General features: G+C 39.9%; 19 protein-coding genes. 9 read left to right on the top strand and 10 right to left on the bottom strand.

Annotated elements, in window-relative coordinates; translation table 11 throughout:
* Window positions 1-40: 40 nt before the first annotated feature.
* From ESV85_RS18435 to ESV85_RS18420, 4 genes are all read left to right on the top strand, one after another.
* Window positions 41-550, top strand: a complete 510-nt coding sequence (locus tag ESV85_RS18435; protein ID WP_146920224.1) for a dihydrofolate reductase — start codon at window positions 41-43, stop codon at window positions 548-550.
* The gene (locus ESV85_RS18430) at window positions 543-1328 is read left to right on the top strand and encodes an SDR family oxidoreductase (protein WP_146920222.1); all 786 of its coding nucleotides are present in this window, start codon (window positions 543-545) and stop codon (window positions 1326-1328) included. The genes ESV85_RS18435 and ESV85_RS18430 overlap by 8 nt, the downstream gene beginning before the upstream one ends.
* A gap of 96 nt (window positions 1329-1424) precedes the next feature.
* The gene (locus ESV85_RS18425; RefSeq protein WP_146920220.1) at window positions 1425-2675 is read left to right on the top strand and encodes a competence/damage-inducible protein A; all 1251 of its coding nucleotides are present in this window, start codon (window positions 1425-1427) and stop codon (window positions 2673-2675) included.
* A 95-nt stretch (window positions 2676-2770) separates the two neighbouring features.
* A complete protein-coding gene (locus tag ESV85_RS18420; protein ID WP_146920218.1) occupies window positions 2771-4066 on the top strand; it encodes a dihydrolipoamide acetyltransferase family protein in 1296 nt (431 codons plus the stop codon).
* A gap of 32 nt (window positions 4067-4098) precedes the next feature.
* Here ESV85_RS18420 and ESV85_RS18415 read toward each other — a convergent pair whose 3' ends face one another.
* The 5 genes from ESV85_RS18415 to ESV85_RS18395 form a co-directional block, all read right to left on the bottom strand.
* Window positions 4099-6960, bottom strand: coding sequence for a PAS domain-containing hybrid sensor histidine kinase/response regulator (locus tag ESV85_RS18415; RefSeq protein WP_146920216.1), 2862 nt, complete (start codon window positions 6958-6960; stop codon window positions 4099-4101).
* A complete protein-coding gene (locus tag ESV85_RS18410) occupies window positions 6957-7850 on the bottom strand; it encodes a PDC sensor domain-containing protein (protein WP_146920214.1) in 894 nt (297 codons plus the stop codon). The genes ESV85_RS18415 and ESV85_RS18410 overlap by 4 nt, the downstream gene beginning before the upstream one ends.
* Window positions 7851-7987: 137 nt before the next feature.
* Window positions 7988-8227, bottom strand: a complete 240-nt coding sequence (locus ESV85_RS18405; protein WP_146920212.1) for a hypothetical protein — start codon at window positions 8225-8227, stop codon at window positions 7988-7990.
* The gene (locus ESV85_RS18400; protein ID WP_146920210.1) at window positions 8227-8640 is read right to left on the bottom strand and encodes an OsmC family protein; all 414 of its coding nucleotides are present in this window, start codon (window positions 8638-8640) and stop codon (window positions 8227-8229) included. Before ESV85_RS18400 ends, ESV85_RS18405 begins: the two co-directional genes overlap by 1 nt.
* Window positions 8641-8717: 77 nt before the next feature.
* Window positions 8718-12095, bottom strand: a complete 3378-nt coding sequence (locus ESV85_RS18395) for a methylmalonyl-CoA mutase family protein (protein ID WP_146920208.1) — start codon at window positions 12093-12095, stop codon at window positions 8718-8720.
* Between the two features lie 240 nt (window positions 12096-12335).
* Between ESV85_RS18395 and ESV85_RS18390 the strand changes: the two genes are divergently transcribed.
* The 3 genes from ESV85_RS18390 to ESV85_RS18380 all read left to right on the top strand — a co-directional run bounded on the left by ESV85_RS18390 (window position 12336) and on the right by ESV85_RS18380 (window position 15912).
* Window positions 12336-13628, top strand: coding sequence for an acetyl-CoA hydrolase/transferase family protein (locus tag ESV85_RS18390; RefSeq protein ID WP_146920206.1), 1293 nt, complete (start codon window positions 12336-12338; stop codon window positions 13626-13628).
* A 72-nt stretch (window positions 13629-13700) separates the two neighbouring features.
* Window positions 13701-15047 (top strand): sugar porter family MFS transporter, encoded by a 1347-nt coding sequence (locus tag ESV85_RS18385; protein WP_146920204.1) that lies wholly within the window; start codon window positions 13701-13703, stop codon window positions 15045-15047.
* Entirely contained in the window at window positions 15037-15912 is an 876-nt protein-coding gene (locus tag ESV85_RS18380) for a PfkB family carbohydrate kinase (RefSeq protein ID WP_146920202.1), read from the top strand. Before ESV85_RS18385 ends, ESV85_RS18380 begins: the two co-directional genes overlap by 11 nt.
* An 86-nt stretch (window positions 15913-15998) precedes the next feature.
* Here the strand turns inward: ESV85_RS18380 and ESV85_RS18375 are convergent, their stop codons facing one another.
* From ESV85_RS18375 to rsmA, 5 genes are all read right to left on the bottom strand, one after another.
* Complete coding sequence (locus ESV85_RS18375) at window positions 15999-16391, bottom strand: HIT family protein (RefSeq protein WP_146920201.1); 393 nt, start codon at window positions 16389-16391, stop codon at window positions 15999-16001.
* Between the two features lie 41 nt (window positions 16392-16432).
* Window positions 16433-16906: a transcription elongation factor GreA gene (gene greA / locus ESV85_RS18370; protein WP_146920200.1), complete on the bottom strand. Its 474-nt coding sequence runs from the start codon at window positions 16904-16906 to the stop codon at window positions 16433-16435.
* Window positions 16907-17057: 151 nt separating this feature from the next.
* Window positions 17058-17993, bottom strand: coding sequence for a 2-hydroxyacid dehydrogenase (locus ESV85_RS18365; RefSeq protein ID WP_146920198.1), 936 nt, complete (start codon window positions 17991-17993; stop codon window positions 17058-17060).
* A gap of 12 nt (window positions 17994-18005) precedes the next feature.
* Window positions 18006-19373 (bottom strand): magnesium transporter, encoded by a 1368-nt coding sequence (gene mgtE / locus ESV85_RS18360; RefSeq protein ID WP_146920196.1) that lies wholly within the window; start codon window positions 19371-19373, stop codon window positions 18006-18008.
* Entirely contained in the window at window positions 19360-20145 is a 786-nt protein-coding gene (rsmA, locus tag ESV85_RS18355) for a 16S rRNA (adenine(1518)-N(6)/adenine(1519)-N(6))-dimethyltransferase RsmA (RefSeq protein ID WP_146920194.1), read from the bottom strand. Before rsmA ends, mgtE begins: the two co-directional genes overlap by 14 nt.
* Window positions 20146-20267: 122 nt before the next feature.
* Here rsmA and pdxA point away from each other — a divergent pair, with 122 nt between their 5' ends.
* Window positions 20268-21290, top strand: coding sequence for a 4-hydroxythreonine-4-phosphate dehydrogenase PdxA (gene pdxA, locus ESV85_RS18350; RefSeq protein WP_146920192.1), 1023 nt, complete (start codon window positions 20268-20270; stop codon window positions 21288-21290).
* A 109-nt stretch (window positions 21291-21399) separates the two neighbouring features.
* Window positions 21400-21972: a YceD family protein gene (locus ESV85_RS18345; RefSeq protein WP_146920190.1), complete on the top strand. Its 573-nt coding sequence runs from the start codon at window positions 21400-21402 to the stop codon at window positions 21970-21972.
* The last annotated feature ends 2 nt before the right edge of the window (window positions 21973-21974 follow it).

The raw sequence follows: 21974 nt of genomic DNA, 5'->3' as shown, positions 1-21974 counted from the left end.
GTGTCTAGGCCTGTTATCTTCAAGGCAAGAAGCATTTTGCATGAAGATATCACTTATAGCCGCGCTGGCTACCAATAATGTCATAGGTAGAGAAAATGACCTAGTTTGGCGATTACCAGATGATTTCAAACGATTCAAAAGAATCACTTCTGAACATTATATTCTAATGGGAAGGAAGACATTTGAGTCTTTGGGCAAGCCTCTTCCTAATCGAACTCATATCATAATTACCAGAAATAAGGACTATCAAGTCCCTGAAGGGCATTACGTATTTGAGAGTGTAGAGAAGGCATTTATCTTTTGTCAAAAGATGAACGTAGACCATCTCTATGTAATTGGAGGAGGTGAAATTTACAATCAAACATTGCCACTGGCAGATGAGTTAGTACTCACTGAAGTTGAAGCCAGCCCTGAGGGAGACACCTATTTCCCGGAATTCAATAAAGAAAATTGGAAGGTCACCTTCTCTGAGTTCCACCCTGCAGATGAGCGTCATCAATACGCCTTTACCTATATCAATTACGAAAGAATCCATAAGCACCATGTCTAAAAAAGTAATTTGGATCACTGGAGCTTCATCTGGAATCGGTGAAGCTTCTGCCTACAAATTCGTAAAAGAAGGCTTTTTTGTGATCCTTTCGGCTCGCAATCAAGAAGCGCTGGAAAAAGTAAAATCCTCCAGTGCTCACCCTGAAAATTGTAAAGTAATCCCTCTTGATCTTCTGGATCAGGCTTCTTTCAAAGAAAAAACCAAGGAAGCAATAGCGGCTTTTGGACATATAGATATGATGCTTCACAATGGAGGTATCAGCCAGCGCTCTCTGATTCGCGAGACTCCATTAGCGGTAGATCGTAAACTTATGGAAGTAAATTTCTTTGGAACAGTAGGGCTTACTAAAGCTCTTCTACCCCATTTTATAGCAAGAAAATCAGGTCAATTCGGGGTAATTTCCTCTTTGGTAGGAAAATTCGGCTCACCTTTCAGATCTAGTTATGCGGCCTCCAAGCATGCGCTTCACGGCTTTTTCGAATCACTGAGATTAGAGCATTTCGATGAAAACATTGCGGTAACGATGATTTGCCCTGGCTTCATCAAAACGGACGTCTCCAAAAATGCCCTGACTGCGGATGGAAGTCCACTCAATGAAATGGACAAGGCTCAGGAAAATGGAATGAGTGCGGAAGATTGTGCAAAGGAGATTTTCAATGCACTGAAAAAGAAAAAAGAAGAAGTCTATATCGGAGGAAAAGAAACCATGGGCATCTATTTAAAACGGTTTGTCCCAGCAATTTTCACCAAGATCCTACGTAAATCAGAGGTAAGATAATACAATGAAATCGAGCATGTCGTACCCGACGACACACACCGGAATGATAATACCCAGCGAGATTCCATGTGGCCATAAAAAAACAATTATATACACATGAAAGTAGTCAGAGCCGAAATAATAGCCATTGGAGATGAGTTACTCTATGGACAAATAGTAGACACGAATAGTCATTGGATTAGTCAAGAGCTGGATCTGATGGGTGTCAAAGTCGTTAGAAAAACGACCGTAGGTGATGATAGAAAAGATATTCTTGCAGCTTTTTCTTCTGCTGAAGCTAGAGCTGATATTATTTTGATCACTGGAGGTCTTGGTCCCACACAGGATGACCTGACCAAACCGCTGATGGCTGAATACTTTGACTGCCCGATTGTAGAAAACCCGGCTGCAGTGGAAGCTGTAACTGAGTTTTTCAAAAAGCGTGGCAGAGAAATGACACCTCTTAACGCACTTCAGGGTCATCTTCCTGCTTGCTGTACCTACGTTCCAAATGAAGTGGGCACTGCTCCTGGGATGTGGTTTGAGCGCAATGCAACCTACTGGATGTCTATGCCCGGTGTACCCCATGAGATGAAAAAACTGATGACTGATTTCGTCCTACCAATACTTCCTACCTTGTTTCCCCTACCCGTGATTGTACATCGCATGGTCAAAACCGTAGGGATAGGAGAAAGTTGGCTGGCAGATTTGATCAGAGATTGGGAGAATGCCCTCCCAAAAAACATCCGACTAGCTTATTTGCCTTCCTTAGGTCATGTGAAACTTCGGCTTACAGGTTTTGGCACGGACAAAACTGAAATCGAAAATGATATTCAACAGCAAATAGATCTAGTCCTACCTAGTATTGAAAAGTACGTGTATGGCTATGATTCAGAATCATTAGAAACTGCCATCGGCAAGCTTTTGACTGCAAATAACAAAACGGTAGCTTTAGCAGAAAGCTGTTCTGGAGGCTACATTTCTCATTTGATTACAAGTATTTCAGGGAGTAGTTCGTATTTTCAAGGAGCAGTAATACCTTATCACAATCAATTTAAAGAGGAAATTCTTCACGTAAAGAATGAAACCTTATCATCATTTGGTGCTGTGAGTGAAGAGACAGTGAAAGAAATGTCCAATGGAGTTCGCCAAGTATTCAAGTCCGACTTTGGCTTAGCAAGTAGCGGAATCGCTGGCCCAAGTGGAGGAACGGAGGAAAAACCTGTAGGAACCGTTTGGATTGCCTGTGCTGGAGAAGGTTTTGTAGAAACTAAGAAACTTCAACTGACTCAGGATAGAATGCTTAATATTCAATTAACAGCAGTTGCGGTTTTAAACTTGTTACGAATTTGTATTTTAGAGAAATAACAAATAAAATTTCTATTGAAAGGTTTGGGATAGTGTTTTAGAAAATTTAATTTTAAAACTTGTATATAAACCCAATAAATTATTAAATCATAACCATGGCGATTGTAGAAATGCTAATGCCCAAAATGGGCGAAAGTATCATAGAAGGTACAGTGCTGACCTGGCTTAAAAATGAGGGTGACACGATCGAACAGGACGAATCTGTTCTAGAAGTAGCTACCGATAAGGTAGATACTGAAGTTCCCTCCACTCATGCTGGTGTCTTGAAGCAAATTCTTGCTAAAGAAGGAGATGTAATCGCTGTGGGAGCTCCAATAGCAATCATCGAAACCTCTGGCGAAGAAAAGATTGCTGTGCTCAACCCTGAGCCTAAAACGGAATCAAGCAAAGATGAACTTATTGCTTCAGCCACTGAAAATACAGCCTCAATTTTAGAAACTCCGAACAATTCTGAATTCATGGATTCAGGCGATGATAGATTTTATTCTCCTTTGGTACAAAGTATCGCCAAAGAAGAAGGAATCTCAAAAGCTGAACTTGCCAAAGTTCCTGGCACAGGAAAAGACTCGAGAGTAACTAAGCAGGACATGCTGGACTACCTTAAGTCAAAATCTTCATCAGCTAAACCAGCTGCTTCAATTCCATCCATTTCAGCTCCAAAGATTCAGATGAGTATCTCTGGCGAAGACGAGATTATCGAAATGGACCGAATGCGCAAGATGATAGCTCAGCGGATGTTGGATTCAAAGCGTATTTCAGCACATGTCACTTCTTTTGTGGAAACTGACATGACCAATATCGTATTGTGGCGCGAGAGAAATAAGCTTGATTACAAAGCCAAATTTGGTGAGTCTATCACCTATACACCATTCTTTATTGAAGCAGTTGCAAAAGCTATCCGAGATTTTCCGATGATCAATATCTCCGTAGATGGAGATAGAATTATCAGAAAAAAAGATATCAACGTAGGAATGGCGGTAGCATTGCCAAATGGAAACCTGATTGTTCCTATTATTAGAAATGCTGATCAGTTGAATCTTGTTGGGATTTCCAAAAAAGTAAATGAGCTAGCCAATCTAGCTAGAAACAATAAGCTAAACGCAGATCATCTAGCAGGAGGCACTTACACCGTTTCTAACGTGGGTTCTTTTGGAAATGTAATGGGTACTCCTATCATTCCTCAGCCTCAAGTGGCTATAATGGCTGTAGGTGCTATTATTAAGAAGCCTGCTGTGGTAGAAACTCCCACAGGTGATGTAATTGCTATCAGACATAAAATGTTCCTATCCCACTCCTATGACCATAGAGTAGTTGACGGCTCATTAGGAGGAAGGTTTGTAAAGCGGGTTTCAGATTACCTAGAAGCATTCGATATCAACACACCTCTATAAAATCAAAGCCGGTTTCACAAACCGGCTTTTTTTTACACTTTATTAGATTCCTTTTTCAAAAAATATTCCTTGATTTTTTCAGCTAATAAAACTAGACGGATAGGCTTTGTCAGGTAATCATCCATTCCAGCGTCAGTTGCTTTTCTCTGATCCTCATCAAAGACATTTGCAGATAAGCCAATTATAAATATCTCTCCTCTTTCTCCTAGCGCGCGAATCTTTTTTGATGCTTCCAAGCCGTTTAGTAAAGGCATCTGCACATCCATCAATATCATATCAAACTCTTCGGATTTAACTAAATTCAATACTTCCAAACCATTTTTTGCGATAGCAAAATCGTAACCTAGTTGATCAAGCATTAAAGTCATCAACTGAAGATTAAGGTCATTATCTTCCGCTAATAGAATTCGGGCTGGATATTCCTTTGCCATGCCATTCCAATTCGTTCGCTTGGGTAGCTCACTCAAAAGATTTTCTTTTACAAATTTCGCCTTTTTCAAGATTACAGTAAATGCAAAAATAGCTCCTATACCAAACTCACTTGAAATGGTCAATTCCCCTCCCATCAATTCCACAATCTTTTTTGCGATAGCTAATCCTAGTCCAGTACCTTGATAACTACGTGAACTTGAACTTTCGACTTGATAAAATGGATCTGTTAGTTTTGCTATTTCCTCTTGAGGAATGCCAATCCCACTGTCTGCCACACTGCACCGCAAATAATTGAGGTCTCCTGAAATATTTTCGATTTCCATCTGTACCGTCACAGTCCCTCCCTTAGAGGTAAACTTTACCGCATTACCTACAAGGTTTAGAATCACCTGATTGATCTTTTCGACGTCTCCCTCCATCAGGTCTTTTGTCCCAGAACCCAGAACGGTAGTTAAAATAACACCTTTCTTTTGAGCCAGGCCATAGAAGATCTGTACCTGCTTTTCCAATTCTTCCGCAGGAGAAAAAACCATTGAGTTGATTTCAATTTTCCCTGCTTCAATTTTAGAATAATCCAGAATATCCTTGATAATGCTCAGCAGTGAATTACCTGAGTTTTTGATGATATCAAGGTATTGAAGCTGTTCTTCATCTAAACTCGTTTGATCTAATAAGTCAATAATTCCCAAGAGGCCATTCATAGGAGTTCTGATTTCATGGCTCATATTGGCCAGAAACTCGGACTTAGCTCTGCTGGCTAGATCCGCTGCATTCATGGCATCTACCAAACCTTTCTCCCAAATGCGTTGACTAGTAATATCCTTAGAAATAGACATCATTCGTTTAGTATCCAATGGGAAAAAGCGAACTTCAAAATATTGATTTTCATGCTCCCTCAGATTAATTTTCAAATCTACAGTCTGAATTTGCTCCGTTTTCCTTGCCAGTTTAAATGCAAACTGAGTTTGTTCCCGTTGCTTTTTAGGTACCAAATCAAACAATGAATCTCCTATTAGAGAGCGTTCTACCGATTTTAGGAATTTTTGATCTTTTGAATGCGAATCAAGAACCTTTCCCTCATTATTATAAATAAAGATAATGTCAGGTATATTATCTATCAGGTTTTGAAGGCGTTTACCACTTTCAATTAATTCTTGATTGCTCCGATATTGACTTGTAATATCAGTACATATACCTAGGCCTCCATTAAATACACCGTCCTCATCAAACACTAATTTTTCGAAAATCCTTAGATGAACTTTAGTGCCATCTGGCTTACGGAAATCATATTCCACATCGATGAAAGACTGATTTTGACTTAGTGCACTATTCACCAAACTCTTGATATTAATAGCACCTAAATGCCCGTCCTCGTTCCTAAATGCATCCAAAAATTCTGATTTTGGATGCCCAAGTACTTCCTCGACTTCATCACTTACCTGAGTGATTTGACCCTTGGCATTGTGGAAAAAAACAAACCCCCTAAGCTCCTTAAGCAAAAGATTCTGCTGATCAAAAAGCTCAGAAATCTCTTCGGCACTTTCTTTAAGCAATTTCTGGGACTCTAAATTAGTCTGTAGCGAAAGTGTAAAGAAAATAACGGTACCTATCAGAAGAAAAACAAATCCAGAAAACAAAAAGAGATATGTACTGTAGATACCACCCGTAATTGAGTCAGACTCAACCATGAATAATAGCGCAGCGTTATCATAAAATTCACCTAAATTAAATGGGTATTGCACTAGTATCCCAGACCCAGAATTTGATCCCTTTACCCAGTCAATTTCATAAATACCAATCACACCGATCTCTACATCCACTTGAATTTTCTTCAACGATGCGTCATCAATTTCAAGCATATTTACATCTTGTCCAGGATCTAAGTTTTCCAACTTATCTCCGAGCATCAGAAGCTTACTTCCTCCTTTATTCAAATAATAGTGAGTGACAAAGTCTTTGGTAAACCTAACTGGACTTAAAGCGAATGTGAGTTCAAAACCCATAGTATTTCTTCCGGTAGAAAAAATAAAATCATGGTCTCTTGTGCTGGGAATATTACCTATGGCTCGACTTCGGATAAAGTCATTCCTGTCAGTTTGGGTCAAATAAATAATGGAATCCTGAAGATTCACCCAAACCGTGTCAATAAGCCGGGGGTAATTATTAAAAACACGTCTGACAGCATCTGTGAATTCCTCTTTATAATCATCTTCGTCTAAGTCCTCATCCCCTAGAAACTCAATCAAAGACTTAGCATTCACTTCAAATCGATCTATTTCGATTTCAATTTCTGTAGCTGCCAGCTCTGTTTGTTTCATTAAAAATTCCCTTTTGGATTTTGTCTCAGAATCAGAGATAGCCTTGAAAAAACTAACGCCAAGTAATATCACTAGGATAACTAAGACACTACCTATAGCAATCATGAGCCAAAAATCTCTGCGATATCCTACCCTGCTCTTCATGGAGTCTTGGTCTCTATTTTGATCAAATACCAATCAAGAAAAGTGAAAGGAATTGCATATGCAGCATCAGGACTAAACTCATCCTCAAATAAAAAATGGTCTTGCTTCTTCAGTATTATCGAGAGTGCCATTTCACGTACCTCTCTATTCTTACTGTTGAAAAGATTAAAGTCTGAAATCCGAAAATTATCTGCACTAATCGTTTCTATATAAACATGATTTAATAAAGGCGGGAAGCTCAAAGCTTCTATCGCAGCGGCTTTTCCTCCAACAATATCCCCTTTGCTGTTCACTATTAAGTATTCACCCTCCTTGGATTCTAAATACCTACTTATAATCTCTTCCACTGTAATGTCAATCCCCAACACTGCATACAGTTTATCGCCTTCCAGTACAGGATGAACTAATGAAAGAATCCAACCCCTACCTGCCGGATCTATGTATACTTCAGGTATCCAGACCGGACCTTTCTTTGGATTATGATTGAAATCAGCTTGGTAAAAAAAATTAAACGTGGTCAAATCCAGATTTGGATCCAAAAGTGCTTTGGCATCATAGGCAGGAAAAACACGTGATACTTGATCTATCGCATTAAAATAAACCTGAGCAATGATTGGGTATTTTTCAGATGTCTGATCAAAAAGTGAATCCAATGCATTGGTAACTAACACATTCTTCATTGCTAAATCATAGTCTGGTGTGGTATTCAAAATCACCACGGAGCTGAGTTTTTTTGGGTTTTTGGGAGTATTGGAAGAAAAAGCCCCATCAAAACTATACTTGTCATAATCTGCAAATTTCAACAAGCTATCTCTATTTGCCAGAAGAAACTCAAAATGATCCTTTAAATAAATAATCTCCTCATTAAGCTTAGAAAGCTCAGATTCCATTTCAAGTATGATAGATCTATCAATCTTATTGCTTTTCTTGACCTCCTTTGTCTCTGAGGATCCGCAAGAAATAAAAAATATAAGTAAGGGAAAAATCCAGATTTTAGGTGCCTGCATAAGCTAAGGGAAAGAGGAAATTATAAATTTTCCACTTCAGCACGAAATGATTGTCCCATTTCCTTAAATCTCAGTTTCACTTTCTCGAAAAAATCACCAGTCCAAAATGTCTCCAAATCTTCTTCATCAAGCACATCCGTCTCTGGAACTTTGAATGTTTGCTCCATTGGCCCCAATTCGAACTTGAGGATATATTTATTATTCCAGGAGAACACACTGACCCGTATGTCCTCCTGATTGAATTCCTTTACAACTCTCATTAGGCTGTTCTTACTTCTGATGAAAATGTTATCGTTGACTTCAAAGAAGAAGCCACTGAGCAGTATTTCTCTACAGACAGCGCTACAACTTTTGCAAATTCCTCCTCTTTTGCATCTGGAGAAATCAAGATAAACTTCAAATGTATATCAGTATAATAAGACGGGACTCCTTCGTTACGATTACCTTCTACTTCCACGATAAAGTCCGTGACAGTTTTACGCTTCTTTTTCATCATCAATACCGCGTCCACAGAGGCACATGATCCCAAGGCCGAAAGCAGCATATCCATTGGAGACTGTGCTTTTTTATCCTGAGGGTCATACATATCTATCTGTACTACATTGCCTTGTGCATTTACCGCTTCGTACTCGTGATCCGCTTTCATGCGAACCGTAACATTTCTTTTTGCCATTTTATCTCTAATTAACCAATAGACTTACTGTTCTTAAGAATTTTGTAATCTTCCAATTTTTCAATCTTATAATCAGATTACATATTTCGACGATACTGACCGCCGACTTCATAAAGTGCATGAGTAATCTGTCCAAGTGAACAATACTTAACGGCTTCCATTAGTTCCGAGAAGATGTTTTCATTATTGACAGAAACTTTCCTTAGCGCCTGAAGGTGCTTTTCTACCAATTCTGGATTAGCAGCATGCAGTGTTTGCAAAGTTTTAATCTGACCTTGTTTTTCTTGTTCCTCAGCTCTGATCACTTCTCCTGGAGTGACCGTAGGTGATCCATCAGAAGAAAGAAAGGTATTCACACCGATGATAGGATATTCTCCTGTATGCTTGAGCATTTCATAATGCATGCTTTCCTCTTGGATCTTTCCACGCTGATACATGGTTTCCATCGCTCCCAACACACCACCTCGCTCGGTGATTCTATCAAACTCTACGTACACAGCCTCTTCTATTAAGTCTGTCAATTCCTCTATAATAAAGGCGCCTTGGATAGGATTTTCATTCTTAGCCAATCCCAACTCCTTGTTGATAATCAACTGAATAGCCATTGCTCTACGAACCGATGCTTCAGTAGGCGTTGTAATAGCTTCATCGTATGCATTGGTATGCAATGAATTACAATTATCATAAATCGCGTACAATGCCTGAAGGGTAGTCCTGATGTCATTGAAGTCAATTTCCTGTGCATGTAGCGACCGACCTGAAGTCTGAATATGATACTTGAGCATTTGCGAACGCTCATTTGCGCCATATTTTAACTTCATGGCTTTTGCCCAAACTCTACGAGCAACTCTACCGATTACCGCATATTCTGGATCAATTCCATTGGAGAAAAAGAATGATAGGTTAGGCGCAAATTGATTGATATCCATTCCACGACTCACGTAGTATTCCACGTAGGTAAAGCCATTGGAAAGTGTCAAAGCCAACTGAGTGATAGGATTCGCTCCTGCTTCCGCAATATGATATCCAGAGATAGACACAGAATAGAAATTACGAATACTCTGTTCGATGAAGTATTGCTGCACATCTCCCATCAGTCTCAAAGAAAATTCAGTGGAGAATATGCAGGTATTCTGTGCCTGATCTTCTTTCAAAATATCAGCCTGCACTGTGCCTCTTACTCTGGCAATGGTCTCAGCTTTGATTTTCTGATAAACTTCAGCTGACAACACCTGGTCTCCAGTCACTCCCAACAGCATTAAACCTAGGCCATTATTTCCCTCAGGAACTTTAGCATTATAAGTAGGCCTAGGAAGATTTTTGATTTTATAGATTTGATCTATTTTCTGATCTATCTCTGTTTCTAATCCATTCTCTTTGATATAAACCTCGCACTGCTGATCTATTGCAGTATTCATAAAGAACGCCGTCATCGTAGCAGCCGGTCCATTTATAGTCATTGACACTGAGGTCATTGGGTCTACCAGATTAAAGCCTGAGTAAAGCTTCTTTGCATCATCCAAACAACAAACATTCACACCCGAATTACCTATTTTGCCATAGATATCAGGTCGATAATCAGGATCTTCTCCGTATAGGGTCACAGAGTCAAAGGCGGTAGAGAGCCGCTTAGCATCCATACCCTTGGACACATAGTGGAAGCGCTTATTAGTACGCTCTGGTCCACCTTCGCCAGCAAACATTCGAGTAGGATCTTCTCCTTCTCTTTTGAAGGGAAACACTCCTGCTGTATATGGAAATTTGCCTGGAACATTTTCCCTCAAACCCCACTTCAAAATATCTCCCCATGCCTCATACTTAGGCAAAGCCACTTTCGGTATTCTAGTCTCCGAAAGTGAAGTGGAAAACGTTTTAATCTTAATTTCTTTATCTCTTACCTTGAAAACATAGAAGTCCTCCCCATATTTTGCCACTTCAGAAGACCATTCCTCAAGCCATTTTTTGTTTTTTGGATCAAACTCAAGCTCCACTTGAGCATACACTTCCTGAAGTTCTTTGATTAAGCGATCCTTATCCTCCACCTTGGTATTTTCTATTGCCTCAATAGACTTAGTAATGCTATAAAGCTGCTGAGCTATCTCTTTCTGCTCATCTACCCATACATCATAATTCCTGTTAATCTCCGAGATCTCAGAGAGATACCGGGTTCTAGCTGGAGGAATGATGTAGATTTTTTCTGAGCTACCTGCAGTCAATTCAAAAGTACTATCCAGTTCTGGATGCTTTTCAGCAATCTTGGAAATCAACGTGCGATAAAGCTGATTCATCCCAGGATCATTGAATTGGGAAGCGATGGTACCAAAAACTGGGATATCCTCGTCCTTGGTTTCCCAAAGGTTGTGATTACGCTTAAACTGCTTTTTGACATCCCGAATCGCATCCAGTGCTCCTCTCTTGTCGAACTTATTCAATGCGATCACATCGGCAAAGTCCAGCATGTCAATTTTCTCCAATTGGGATGCAGCTCCGTATTCAGGAGTCATCACATAAAGCGATAAATCCGAATGCTCAACGATCTCCGTATCCGACTGGCCTATTCCGGAAGTCTCCAAAATCACCATATCATAACCGGCAGCTTTCACTGTATCCACCGCATCTTGTACATATCTAGAAAGCGCAAGATTGGATTGTCTGGTAGCCAAAGAGCGCATATAGACTCGTGGATGATGTATCGCATTCATACGAATTCTATCTCCAAGCAATGCTCCACCAGTTTTTCGCTTAGACGGATCAACTGATATAATAGCTAGTATTTTATCATCAAAGTCCATGATGAATCTTCTAACCAATTCATCCACAAGGGAAGACTTTCCAGCTCCACCCGTACCAGTGATTCCTAGTACAGGAGTTTTAGAATTCTTACTTTGATTTCTTACTTTTTCTAAGAGCGCTGTAGAATTTTCAGGAAAATTTTCGAATGCAGAAATAGCTCTGGCAACATGCTCTTTATTATCAACTCCCAATACAAATCCTTCGGGAATTTCATCACCAATGGGAAAATCACATTGACTTACTAAGTCATTAATCATTCCCTGCAATCCCATCGAACGTCCGTCATCCGGAGCGTAAATTCTATTGATTCCATAATCCTGCAGTTCCTTAATCTCTTCTGGAAGGATAGTTCCACCCCCTCCTCCAAAAATCTTCACATGAGAAGCTCCTTTTTCACGAAGCAAATCATACATGTATTTAAAAAACTCCACATGCCCACCTTGATAAGAAGTAATTGCAATAGCTTGAACGTCTTCCTGAATAGCGCAATCCACAATCTCTTGTACAGATCTGTTATGACCGAGATGGATTACCTCACAGCCAGTAGACTGAATGATTCGACGCATGATATTAATTGCTGCATCATGCCCGTCAAACAAGGATGCGGCAGTAACGATTCTTATGTGATTTTTGGGTTTATAGCTCTCAGGAATAGTAGTCATGGAGTTGGATTAGCTTGTGTAGTATTCTTTTCTCAAGCGCAAAGGAAATCTTCATCTCCTTGTTACTCATAGCACAAATATAGTAATTATAAAGGCGCTCTACTTTCGCTTTTACATGAAAACAAAATATAATTTGGCTTGTTTAGTGCTCTATTTTAGCCGTAAGACACTTTCATCAGGAATTTTCCCGACCTTGGGTAGCAAGCTTTGAATATCAATTACACTTTATTTTTATCATTTATGATCACTTACGTAAGTCCGGAAGTTGCCGTTTCTTCTATCCAAAGTCATCAAAGAGTTTTCATCCACGGAAGTGCCGCTACTCCGACTACCCTTTTATATGCGTTGGCAGCTAGAAAAGATGAGCTTAAAAATGTGGAAATAGTCGCCATTACTACCTTAGGAGACATGCCTTTAGTTTCGGATGAATGTAAGAATAGCTTTTACATGAACTCCCTGTTTGTCTCTCAGAATGTGCGAGCGGCTGTCAACTCTGAGCACGGAGGATATGTTCCAATTTTTCTAAGTGAAATAGGTCTTCTATTCAGACAAAATATCCTGAAAATAGATGTAGCCATCGTGCAAGTATCTGAGCCAGATATACATGGATTTTGTACACTGGGCACATCTGTGGACGTAGCTAAACCAGCTGTAGAGACTGCCCGAATTGTAATAGCCCAAGTAAACAAGCAAATGCCAAGAACACACGGTGATGGGCAAATTCACATCTCCAAGTTTCATGCAGCAATCCATGTAGATGAGCCACTACCGGAAGTGAATTATGGAGGTAAGATTACAGATATAGAGCGACAAATAGGAAATCACTGTGCTTCGCTCATTGAAGATCGCTCTACTTTGCAAATGGGAATCGGTGCTATTCCTGATGCAGTTCTTGATTCGCTAAAGCAACATAAGGATCTTGGGATTCATACCGAGATGTTTTCTAATGGAATCTTGGGACTTCTTAGATCTGGTGCAATTACCAATAAATACAAGAAAAAACACCCGGGGAAAATAGTCTCAGCTTTCGTTACAGGAACCAAAGAACTGTACGATGCCATTGACGACAACCCAGAGTTTTCCTTCCACGAAGCAGCATATGTGAACGACACGGCTGTCATTCGTAAAAATCCAAAAGTAATTTCTATCAATAGCTGCATAGAAATGGATCTCACTGGCCAAGTATGCGCAGATTCTATAGCGAGTTACCAATACTCAGGTGTAGGCGGGCAAATGGATTTTATGCGTGGAGCTTCGCTTTCTGAAGGAGGCAAACCAATTATGGCTATGAATTCCGCAACTCGGAAAGGGACTTCCAAAATAGTCCCTTTCCTCAAAGAAGGAGCTGGAGTAGTCACCACACGAGCTCATATGCAATATGTAGTCACAGAATATGGAATGGTTAATCTTTACGGTAAAAACTTACAACAGCGAGCTTATGAACTGATGCGAATCGCTCATCCTGACCATAGAGAAGACTTAGAAAAAGCAATAGTCGAACGCTTTGGGAGCTACATATACCCTTTTAGGTAAAGCATTTTAAGATACAGTTTTGATTTATTCTGCTTCTGGTTAGTTTAGCAAACTTTATTAAACCCAGAATCCATGAATTCCAAACAATACGTTTTCTTTTTATCCATTACTGCTGCATTAGGCGGTTTCCTTTTCGGTTTTGACACTGCCGTGATTTCTGGAGCGGAACGCGCTATTCAGGATGTGTGGGGATTAGGTGATCTTGCACATGGACTAGCCATAGCAATGGCACTTTATGGTACAGTGATCGGCGCCTTATTCGGAGGAGTTCCTGCGGATAAATTTGGAAGAAAAAAGAGTCTACTATGGATCGGAGCATTATACCTTATCTCGGCAGTAGGCTCTGGAATGGCTCCGGATCCGTATTCCTTTATGTTTTTTAGATTTATTGGAGGATTGGGCGTAGGGGCATCTTCAGTGGTTGCTCCCATGTATATTTCTGAAATCGCTCCTGCTAAAAATAGAGGATTACTCGTAGCACTCTACCAATTCAATATCGTCTTCGGAATCCTTATCGCCTATTTATCAAACTACCTGATAGGCACAGCTGGCATAGCAAACGACTGGAGATGGATGCTTGGAGTAGAAGCTATTCCAGCTTTGATCTACTCTGCGATGATATTCAGGATTCCGGAAAGTCCCCGTTGGTTGATTTCAAAATTCAATGACCAAGTAAAAGCGAGAGAAATCTTAACCAGAACTGATCCTGATGGAGTAGATGAAGCAATTCGATTGGCAGTTATTGAGGAGCAAACCATCAAGCAAAAAGGAAGCTTCTCTGCTCTATTTACCAAAGCATTCTTGTCAACCACCATGCTGGCTATTTTCATTGCCTTTTTCAATCAGGTCTCAGGCATCAATGCAATAATCTATTTTGCTCCACGAGTCTTTGAAATGGCAGGAATATCTACGGAATCAGCCCTTTTTTCCACCATAGGAATAGGCGTAATTAACCTCTTGGCTACGTTCGTTGGATTATATCTAATCGATCGAATTGGAAGAAAAAAGCTGATGTACATCGGCTCGATTGGTTATATCATTTCGCTTTCACTGATGTCATATAACTTCCTAGTCGGCGGCATAGATAATTTTTGGTTACCAATATTTGTATTTGCTTTTATAGCATCTCATGCGGTGGGCCAAGGAGCAGTGATTTGGGTATTTATTTCTGAAATATTCCCTAATGAACTTCGCGCCTACGGACAATCCATCGGTTGTTTCACACACTGGATTTTGGCTGCACTTATTGCTAATGTGTTTCCATATTTTGCCACTCAATTCGGCCCAGGCTATATATTTGCATTCTTCGCATTGATGATGGTATGGCAATTACTTTGGGTGAAATATAAAATGCCAGAGACCAAAGGCCGCTCATTGGAGGAGATTCAACAAGATTTACATAATACTAATGCAGCATAAAGCAGTCATATTTGGAGAGATGCTTTGGGATTGTCTTCCTTCAGGCCCTGTGCCTGGCGGCGCGCCAATGAACGTTACACTCAACCTACACCAACTAGGATTAGATTCTAGACTAATTTCCGCTGTAGGAAAAGATGCTGATGGTCAAAAACTTATTGAATTCTTAGAGACATTCAACCTCCCCTTAAATCTGATTCAATTAAATCCCGAGCATGAGACTTCAAAGGTTTTAGTGAATGATGATGATCCGGAAAATATCAAATACACCATCGTATCTCCAGTAGCTTGGGATTACATCCAATGGAATACTGAAATGGATCAGGCTGTGGCTGCTTCGGATGCATTTGTGTTTGGTACGCTTGGGGTTCGCAATTCTGAAAGCCTAACTACCCTTCTCAAATTACTTCATCATAAAACCTTGCGGGTTTTTGATGCAAATTTCCGCCCTCCATTTTATGATTTTGAAATCATCGAAATCTTACTTGGCTTCACTGATATTCTAAAAATCAACGAAGATGAGCTGGAGATTTTTGCAGACTATTTTGATGTAGAACCTAACGTTAAGAGTGTCTGTAGCTATTTGGATCAGCATTACCCAATGGATCTGATCTGTGTAACTCAAGGATCTAAAGGAGCTTTGGTCTATAAAGATGGGAATATCACCTCTCATGAAGGTCACAAAGTTAAAGTAGCTGATAGCATAGGAGCAGGAGACGCTTTCCTCAGTGGCTTTATCAAAACATATTTAGAGGATCAACCTCTTGATCTGGTTCTGGACTTCGCTTGTAAACTTGGAGCTTTCGTAGCGAGCAAAAAAGGTGGAACACCGAGGTATGAGGTTGAAGACTTGGATTCTGTTAGCTGAGCTTTTATTGAGCCCTAGTAAGTGTAACTTTTGTAAGTTGTAAGTGGTTTGTTATTCTTTCCAACTGACACATTTACTACTTACAATCAAAAACCAGCTCGAATGGAATCTGCAATTTCTGCCAATTCCTCCTTACTAAGCTTCAGCTTCGCACGAGTGAAATTGATATCATCCATTGAATTCAAAGGGACGAGATGCACGTGAACATGGGGAACTTCCAAGCCGATCACAGCGACGCCTACTCTTGTGCACTTGATGGTCTTATCGATGGCCTTCGCAACTCGCTGCGCAAAAATATGTAAGCCAGAAAGCACCTCCGGCTCCAAATCAAAAATGTAATCTACTTCTTGCTTGGGAACAACTAGCACATGGCCTTTGACTAAAGGCATGATATCCAGGAAAGCAATGTAATTTTCATCCTCAGCTACGATCTGAGCGGGAATTTCTCGATTGATGATTTTGGTGAAAATTGAAGCCATAATCTGTAAAAATAAAAATCCCGACATATGCCGGGATTGATTTAGAATGTAATATCTAATATTTCGAATTGAAGTGTTCCTGCTGGAGCAACTACCTCAGCGATTTCACCGATTTTTTTACCTACAAGCCCTTTTCCAAATGGAGAAGCAAGCGAGATCTTTCCTGCTTTCAAATCAGCCTCTTCTTCAGATACTAAAGTATAACTTACAGTCATGCCATTTTTCACGTTTTTGATCTTCACCGTAGTCAAAATCCCAACCTTTGATGTATCCAATTGAGAACTGTCTAGAACTCTAGCATTTCCAACTACTTTTTCCAATTTCGCAATCTTAAGCTCCAGGTGCCCCTGCGCATCCTTTGCGGCATCATATTCGGCATTCTCGCTTAGATCACCTTTGTCTCTAGCTTCAGCGATCTGATTAGAAATATCAGTTCTGCCTTTTGTTCTAAGCATTTGAAGTTCATCCTTCAATCGCTTCAAACCTTCTTCAGTATAGTATTGTATTGTTCCCATAATCTACTCTATTAAAAAGCTACAAAAACAAAGTAACGGTCGCAAGACGTGACCGTTACCTTGTTATTAGCTTGTATTTGAACTACAAAGATAACAAAGCTTTGAAACAAAGCAAAGCCACATTTTCTTTGATCAACATTTGAAAACTTGTTTAAGAACCCTTAAAGGCCTTTTTGATCCTTTTTGCTAAAACTTTATTAATCTTTTCATAAGATTCATAAGTCCAGCCAGCCACGTGCGGACTAAACAATACATTGTCACGGGCAGCCAACTTTTCAAATTCGGCTTTTTGATCAGGAGTAAACTTCTGGAACTTTTCGTTTTCCAATACGTCAAGCAATGCTCCACGCAAAATCCCCTGATCCAAAGCTTCATTTAATGTCTTGAAACTTATCACTTCTCCCCTAGCTGTATTAATCAGCCAGAAAGGTTTAGCGAAACTTTTAAGTTCTTTCAGTGTAAAAAAATCTTTTGTCTCCGGTGTTAGTGGCACATGAATACTCAGTACATCAGCTTCAGCTTTTAGCTTTTCCCACATCACTTCCTGAACGTAATCATCTCCAAAATCCATCTTATACTTATCATAAGCCAGAATGTCAACTTTAAAACCTTGAAGTCTATGAGCAAAGGATTTGCCCATATTACCATAGCCCATAATTCCTACAGTTTTACCTGCTAGCTCATGACCACGGTTTCCTTCTCGATCCCAAATGCCTTTTCTCACTTCCTGATCAGCTTTTCCGACATTATTAAATAACGCCAACAGCATCCCGACGGCATGTTCAGCAACCGCATCTCGATTTCCTTTTGCAGCATGAAAAAGCTTAATATCTTTTTCTGCCATATACTCCAGATCAATCTTGTCTAGACCAGCTCCCGCCCTACCAATAAATTTAAGATTAGTAGCTCGCTCTAGCAGATCCCGATCCATCGGAGTTTTTGATCTAATAATGAGTCCATCAAATTCCGCTACAGTATTAATGATTCCCTCTCGCGTGATTTCAGGAGAGTAGATCACCTCATGACCTTCTTTTTGCAGCATAGGCATGATACTTTCATGCATCTCGTCAATGATAAGAATCTTCATTTTTGAAAGAAATTAAATGTGTAACAAGGACATGGCTACCAAAAAGTAAACCGCAAGACCAATGAGGTCATTTGCAGTGGTGATAAAAGGTCCAGAAGCCAAAGCCGGATTTATACCTATTTTATCAAGTATTATTGGTGTGATTGTCCCCATAAATGAAGCAAGAAGCACGACTGAAAACAAGGCTATTGACACCACCATCGCAAATGCTACGTCGGTTTTGTAAAACAAAACAACCACGCCAAACACGAAAGTAGCTAAGATCAATCCGTTCAATATTGCTACTAGCAACACCTTCAGAAATCTCTTGGCCATCGAATCATCAAAAATTGATTTGCTAGCCAGAGATTGCACCACGATGGAAGAAGTCTGGATACCTACATTTCCGCCAGTCGCTGTAATCAGAGGAATAAAAAAGGCAAGAGCTGTTACCTTACTAAGCCCCTCTTCGAAAAAACCTATAAACCCCGCACCAAGCAAACCACCACAGATACCGATTAATAACCAAGGTAATCTGGCTTTGGAAAGCTTAATCACACTATCATACTCATCGACGGTATCGGATATACCTGTCATAGCCTGAATATCTTCCTCTGCTTCCTCACGGATTACATCCAAGATATCATCGACAGTGATCCTTCCTACCAGCTTATTCTTACTATTCACTACCGGAAGTGATTCCAAATCATACTTTCGCATTACTTCCGCTACTTCCTCTTGATCCATGTAAGTAGGTACAGAGATCACTTCCTCCTCATAGATATCTTCGATTTTTGTTTCATCGGATGCTAGTACGATTCTCTTCAGGGATACAATCCCCATTAATTCCTGCCTATTATTTACAACAAAAATAGAATAGATCTTACTTACATTCTCTGCTTGGCGACGGATCTCATTGATAGTCTGAACGACATTCCAGTTTTTATTTGCGCGAATGTATTCCTTCGCCATAATACCCCCAGCTGTGTCTTGATCATAGCGTAAGAGTTCAAGTATTTGATCTGATTTTACTTTATCCTGAAAGTGACTGATGATGTCTTCTCTTTCTCTTTCTAAGAAAAGATTAAGTATATCCGCTCCATCATCGGAGTCCATTAGCTCAATCAGGTTGGCCATTTCTTGGACATCCAACTCTTTCAATACTCTATGCTGAGTAGTGGCTTCCAGCTCAATAATGATATCCGCCGCTAACTGCGCATCCAATACCCGAAGTACATAGATGGACTCCTCCATCGACAACTCATCGAGCAGTGCTGCAATATCAGCTACATTAATTCCATCAAGCGTCTCCTGAATGAAAGATAAATCTTCCGTTTCAATCGCCTGTTGGAGGCTTTCTAAGTATTCTTTTGAAAGTTCAAACTGCTTAATGATTTCCACGAGAAGCTTCGATTGTTTGAGTTAGAAATATAAATTCAGCCACATCCAATTGTTCGGCACGTAAATTCAAAATCGGATTTGAATTAAACTCTTCAGGAAGATTAAAAGGCTTCATGCAGTTTCGAAGGGTTTTTCTTCTATTTCCAAAACCTGCCTTAACTACCTGTTTAAAGAGCTTTTCGTTGCAATCCAATTTTTCAGTAGTGTTCCGAGTCAGGCGTATTACTCCAGAATTGACTCTCGGAGGAGGATCAAATACATGCGGTGGAACAGTAAATAAGTATTCTATATCGTAAAATGCCTGCAAAAGCACTGACAAAATTCCGTAGTCTTTATTTCCCTTTGGCGAAGCAATACGCTCCGCAACTTCCTTTTGTAGCATACACACCACTTCCGTCACCTGATCTTTTACATCCAGTACTTTAAAGAAAATCTGTGAAGAAATATTGTATGGGAAATTGCCCACGATAGCAAACTTATCCGGAAATGCTTCCTGAAGATGCATTTTCAAAAAGTCACCCTCTATGATCTTCTCTCCTAATTCCGGATATTTTTTATGCAGATAAGCTATAGATTCCTTATCGATATCGATAAGGTGCAAATCCAGATTTCCCTTCAGCAGGAAATCAGTAAGCACACCCATACCAGGCCCGATTTCAAGGACTTTGCTTACTTCATTATGACCTTTGACCGCTTGCGCTATTTGCTCCGCAATACTCAAATCGGTCAAAAAGTGTTGTCCCAAGTGTTTCTTGGCTTTGACCTTTTCCATCGGTTAGCTCAGATAAATTTTTATAAATTAGCGAAATCAAAATTAAGAGAATAATTCTAAAGGACTAGCGAACTGAGGCTGGCATGACCAAACCTTAACACCAAGTCCATATTATATTTTATATGCATCAACGAAAGATCAAACCCATTATCGGAATAAGTATTGGCGATATCAATGGTATAGGCGTGGAAGTCACCATGAAAGCCTTGCTTGACAATAGAACTTACAAGTCGTTTACCCCGCTGATCTATGCGCACGGTAAAGCGATTACTTTCTATAGAAAACAATTGGGGCTAGATGATTTCAATTTTGCGCAGATTAAAAGCTTGGATGAAATTCAGCACAAGAGGATCAATGTAATCAATGTGTCCGAAGAATGTCCTGAGGTGATTCCAGGAGTGGAAACTCATGAAGCTGGGAAATTTGCATTGGAAGCTTTAAAAATGGCTGTGAATGACCTGAAAGAAGGAAAGATTCAGGCGTTAGTAACGGCTCCGCTGAATAAAAACAATGTGAATTCTGAGGAGCTTCCATTTGTAGGACATACCGAATTCATTACCGAAGCAGTCGGATCTAAAGAAAGCCTGATGCTGATGGTATCAGAGCAACTACGAGTAGGATTAGTAACTGGTCATGTGCCTTTGGCAAAAGTGGCTGAGAATGTAACTCAGGAGCGGATTAATCAGAAAGCTAAAATCCTTCTCAAAAGCCTTGAAAAGGACTTTGGAATCAACAAACCAAAAATCGCAATATTAGGACTTAACCCCCATGCCGGTGAAGATGGACTATTGGGTGAGGAAGAAGAAAAAATCATCAAGCCTGCTATTCACGCGCTGAAGGATCAAAACAAAATGGTCTTTGGACCCTATCCAGCGGATGGATTCTTCGGAATGGCGCATCAAACCAAATTTGATGGCGTTCTGGCTATGTATCACGATCAAGGATTAGTACCTTTCAAATCCATGGCGTTCAGTACGGGCGTAAACTTCACTGCAGGTTTGCCAGTGGTGAGAACATCACCTGATCATGGCACTGCTTATAATATTGCAGGAAAAAATCTGGCAGACGAAGGCTCCATGAGAGCGGCTATATTCCTTGCAGCTGACATTATTCAATTACACAACCCACAAGAATCAGAGGATTGAGAAGGAAAAAAGGAGATTTATTAAATTAAACCAAAGATTATTTCAGAATCTCTTTCATCCTTTTATAATAATTCACTATTTTTGCGGTCTTAAATCGAGAGGAGGTATCGTGAAATTCTGGAGAACATTTGATATTGAGGTCATTAAGTTCCTCGAAGGCATCCACGAAATTGACTTCGAAATTGGAGATTCATTTTTCCAGCAATTCGAAGACAACGAACTTGTCAAAAAAGGCAATTTGATCGTACGGATCAAAATGAAAATGGGAGCCAACTTAATAGAAATGAATTTTCATATCGTGGGAAAAGTAACCTTGACCTGCGATAGAAGTCTGGAGTCTTTTGAAGAGCCTTTGGATTTCCATGAAAAAATGATTTTCAAATACGGCTCTGAGGAAAAGGAGATCGACGAAAACATGAGTATGATCACTAGGGACACCCCGAGTGTCAATGTGGCTCAATTGATTTATGAATTTATTCTGTTGGCATTACCAGCAAAGAAAATTCATCCTGACTACAGAAATGAGATGGATGATGAGGAGTACGAAGGAGAAGGGATTTACGCTTACATAGATGGGCAAGATTCTCAGAATCAGGACGACGAATCAGATTCCAATGAAGATAATAACAGTGCAGTTGATCCTAGATGGGATCTTTTAAAAAAATTAAAAAATAAGGAATAATT

It is taken from the genome of Algoriphagus aquimarinus (assembly GCF_007997215.1).
Taxonomy (GTDB): domain Bacteria; phylum Bacteroidota; class Bacteroidia; order Cytophagales; family Cyclobacteriaceae; genus Algoriphagus; species Algoriphagus aquimarinus_A.
This window is presented reverse-complemented; position numbering and strand designations above follow the sequence as displayed.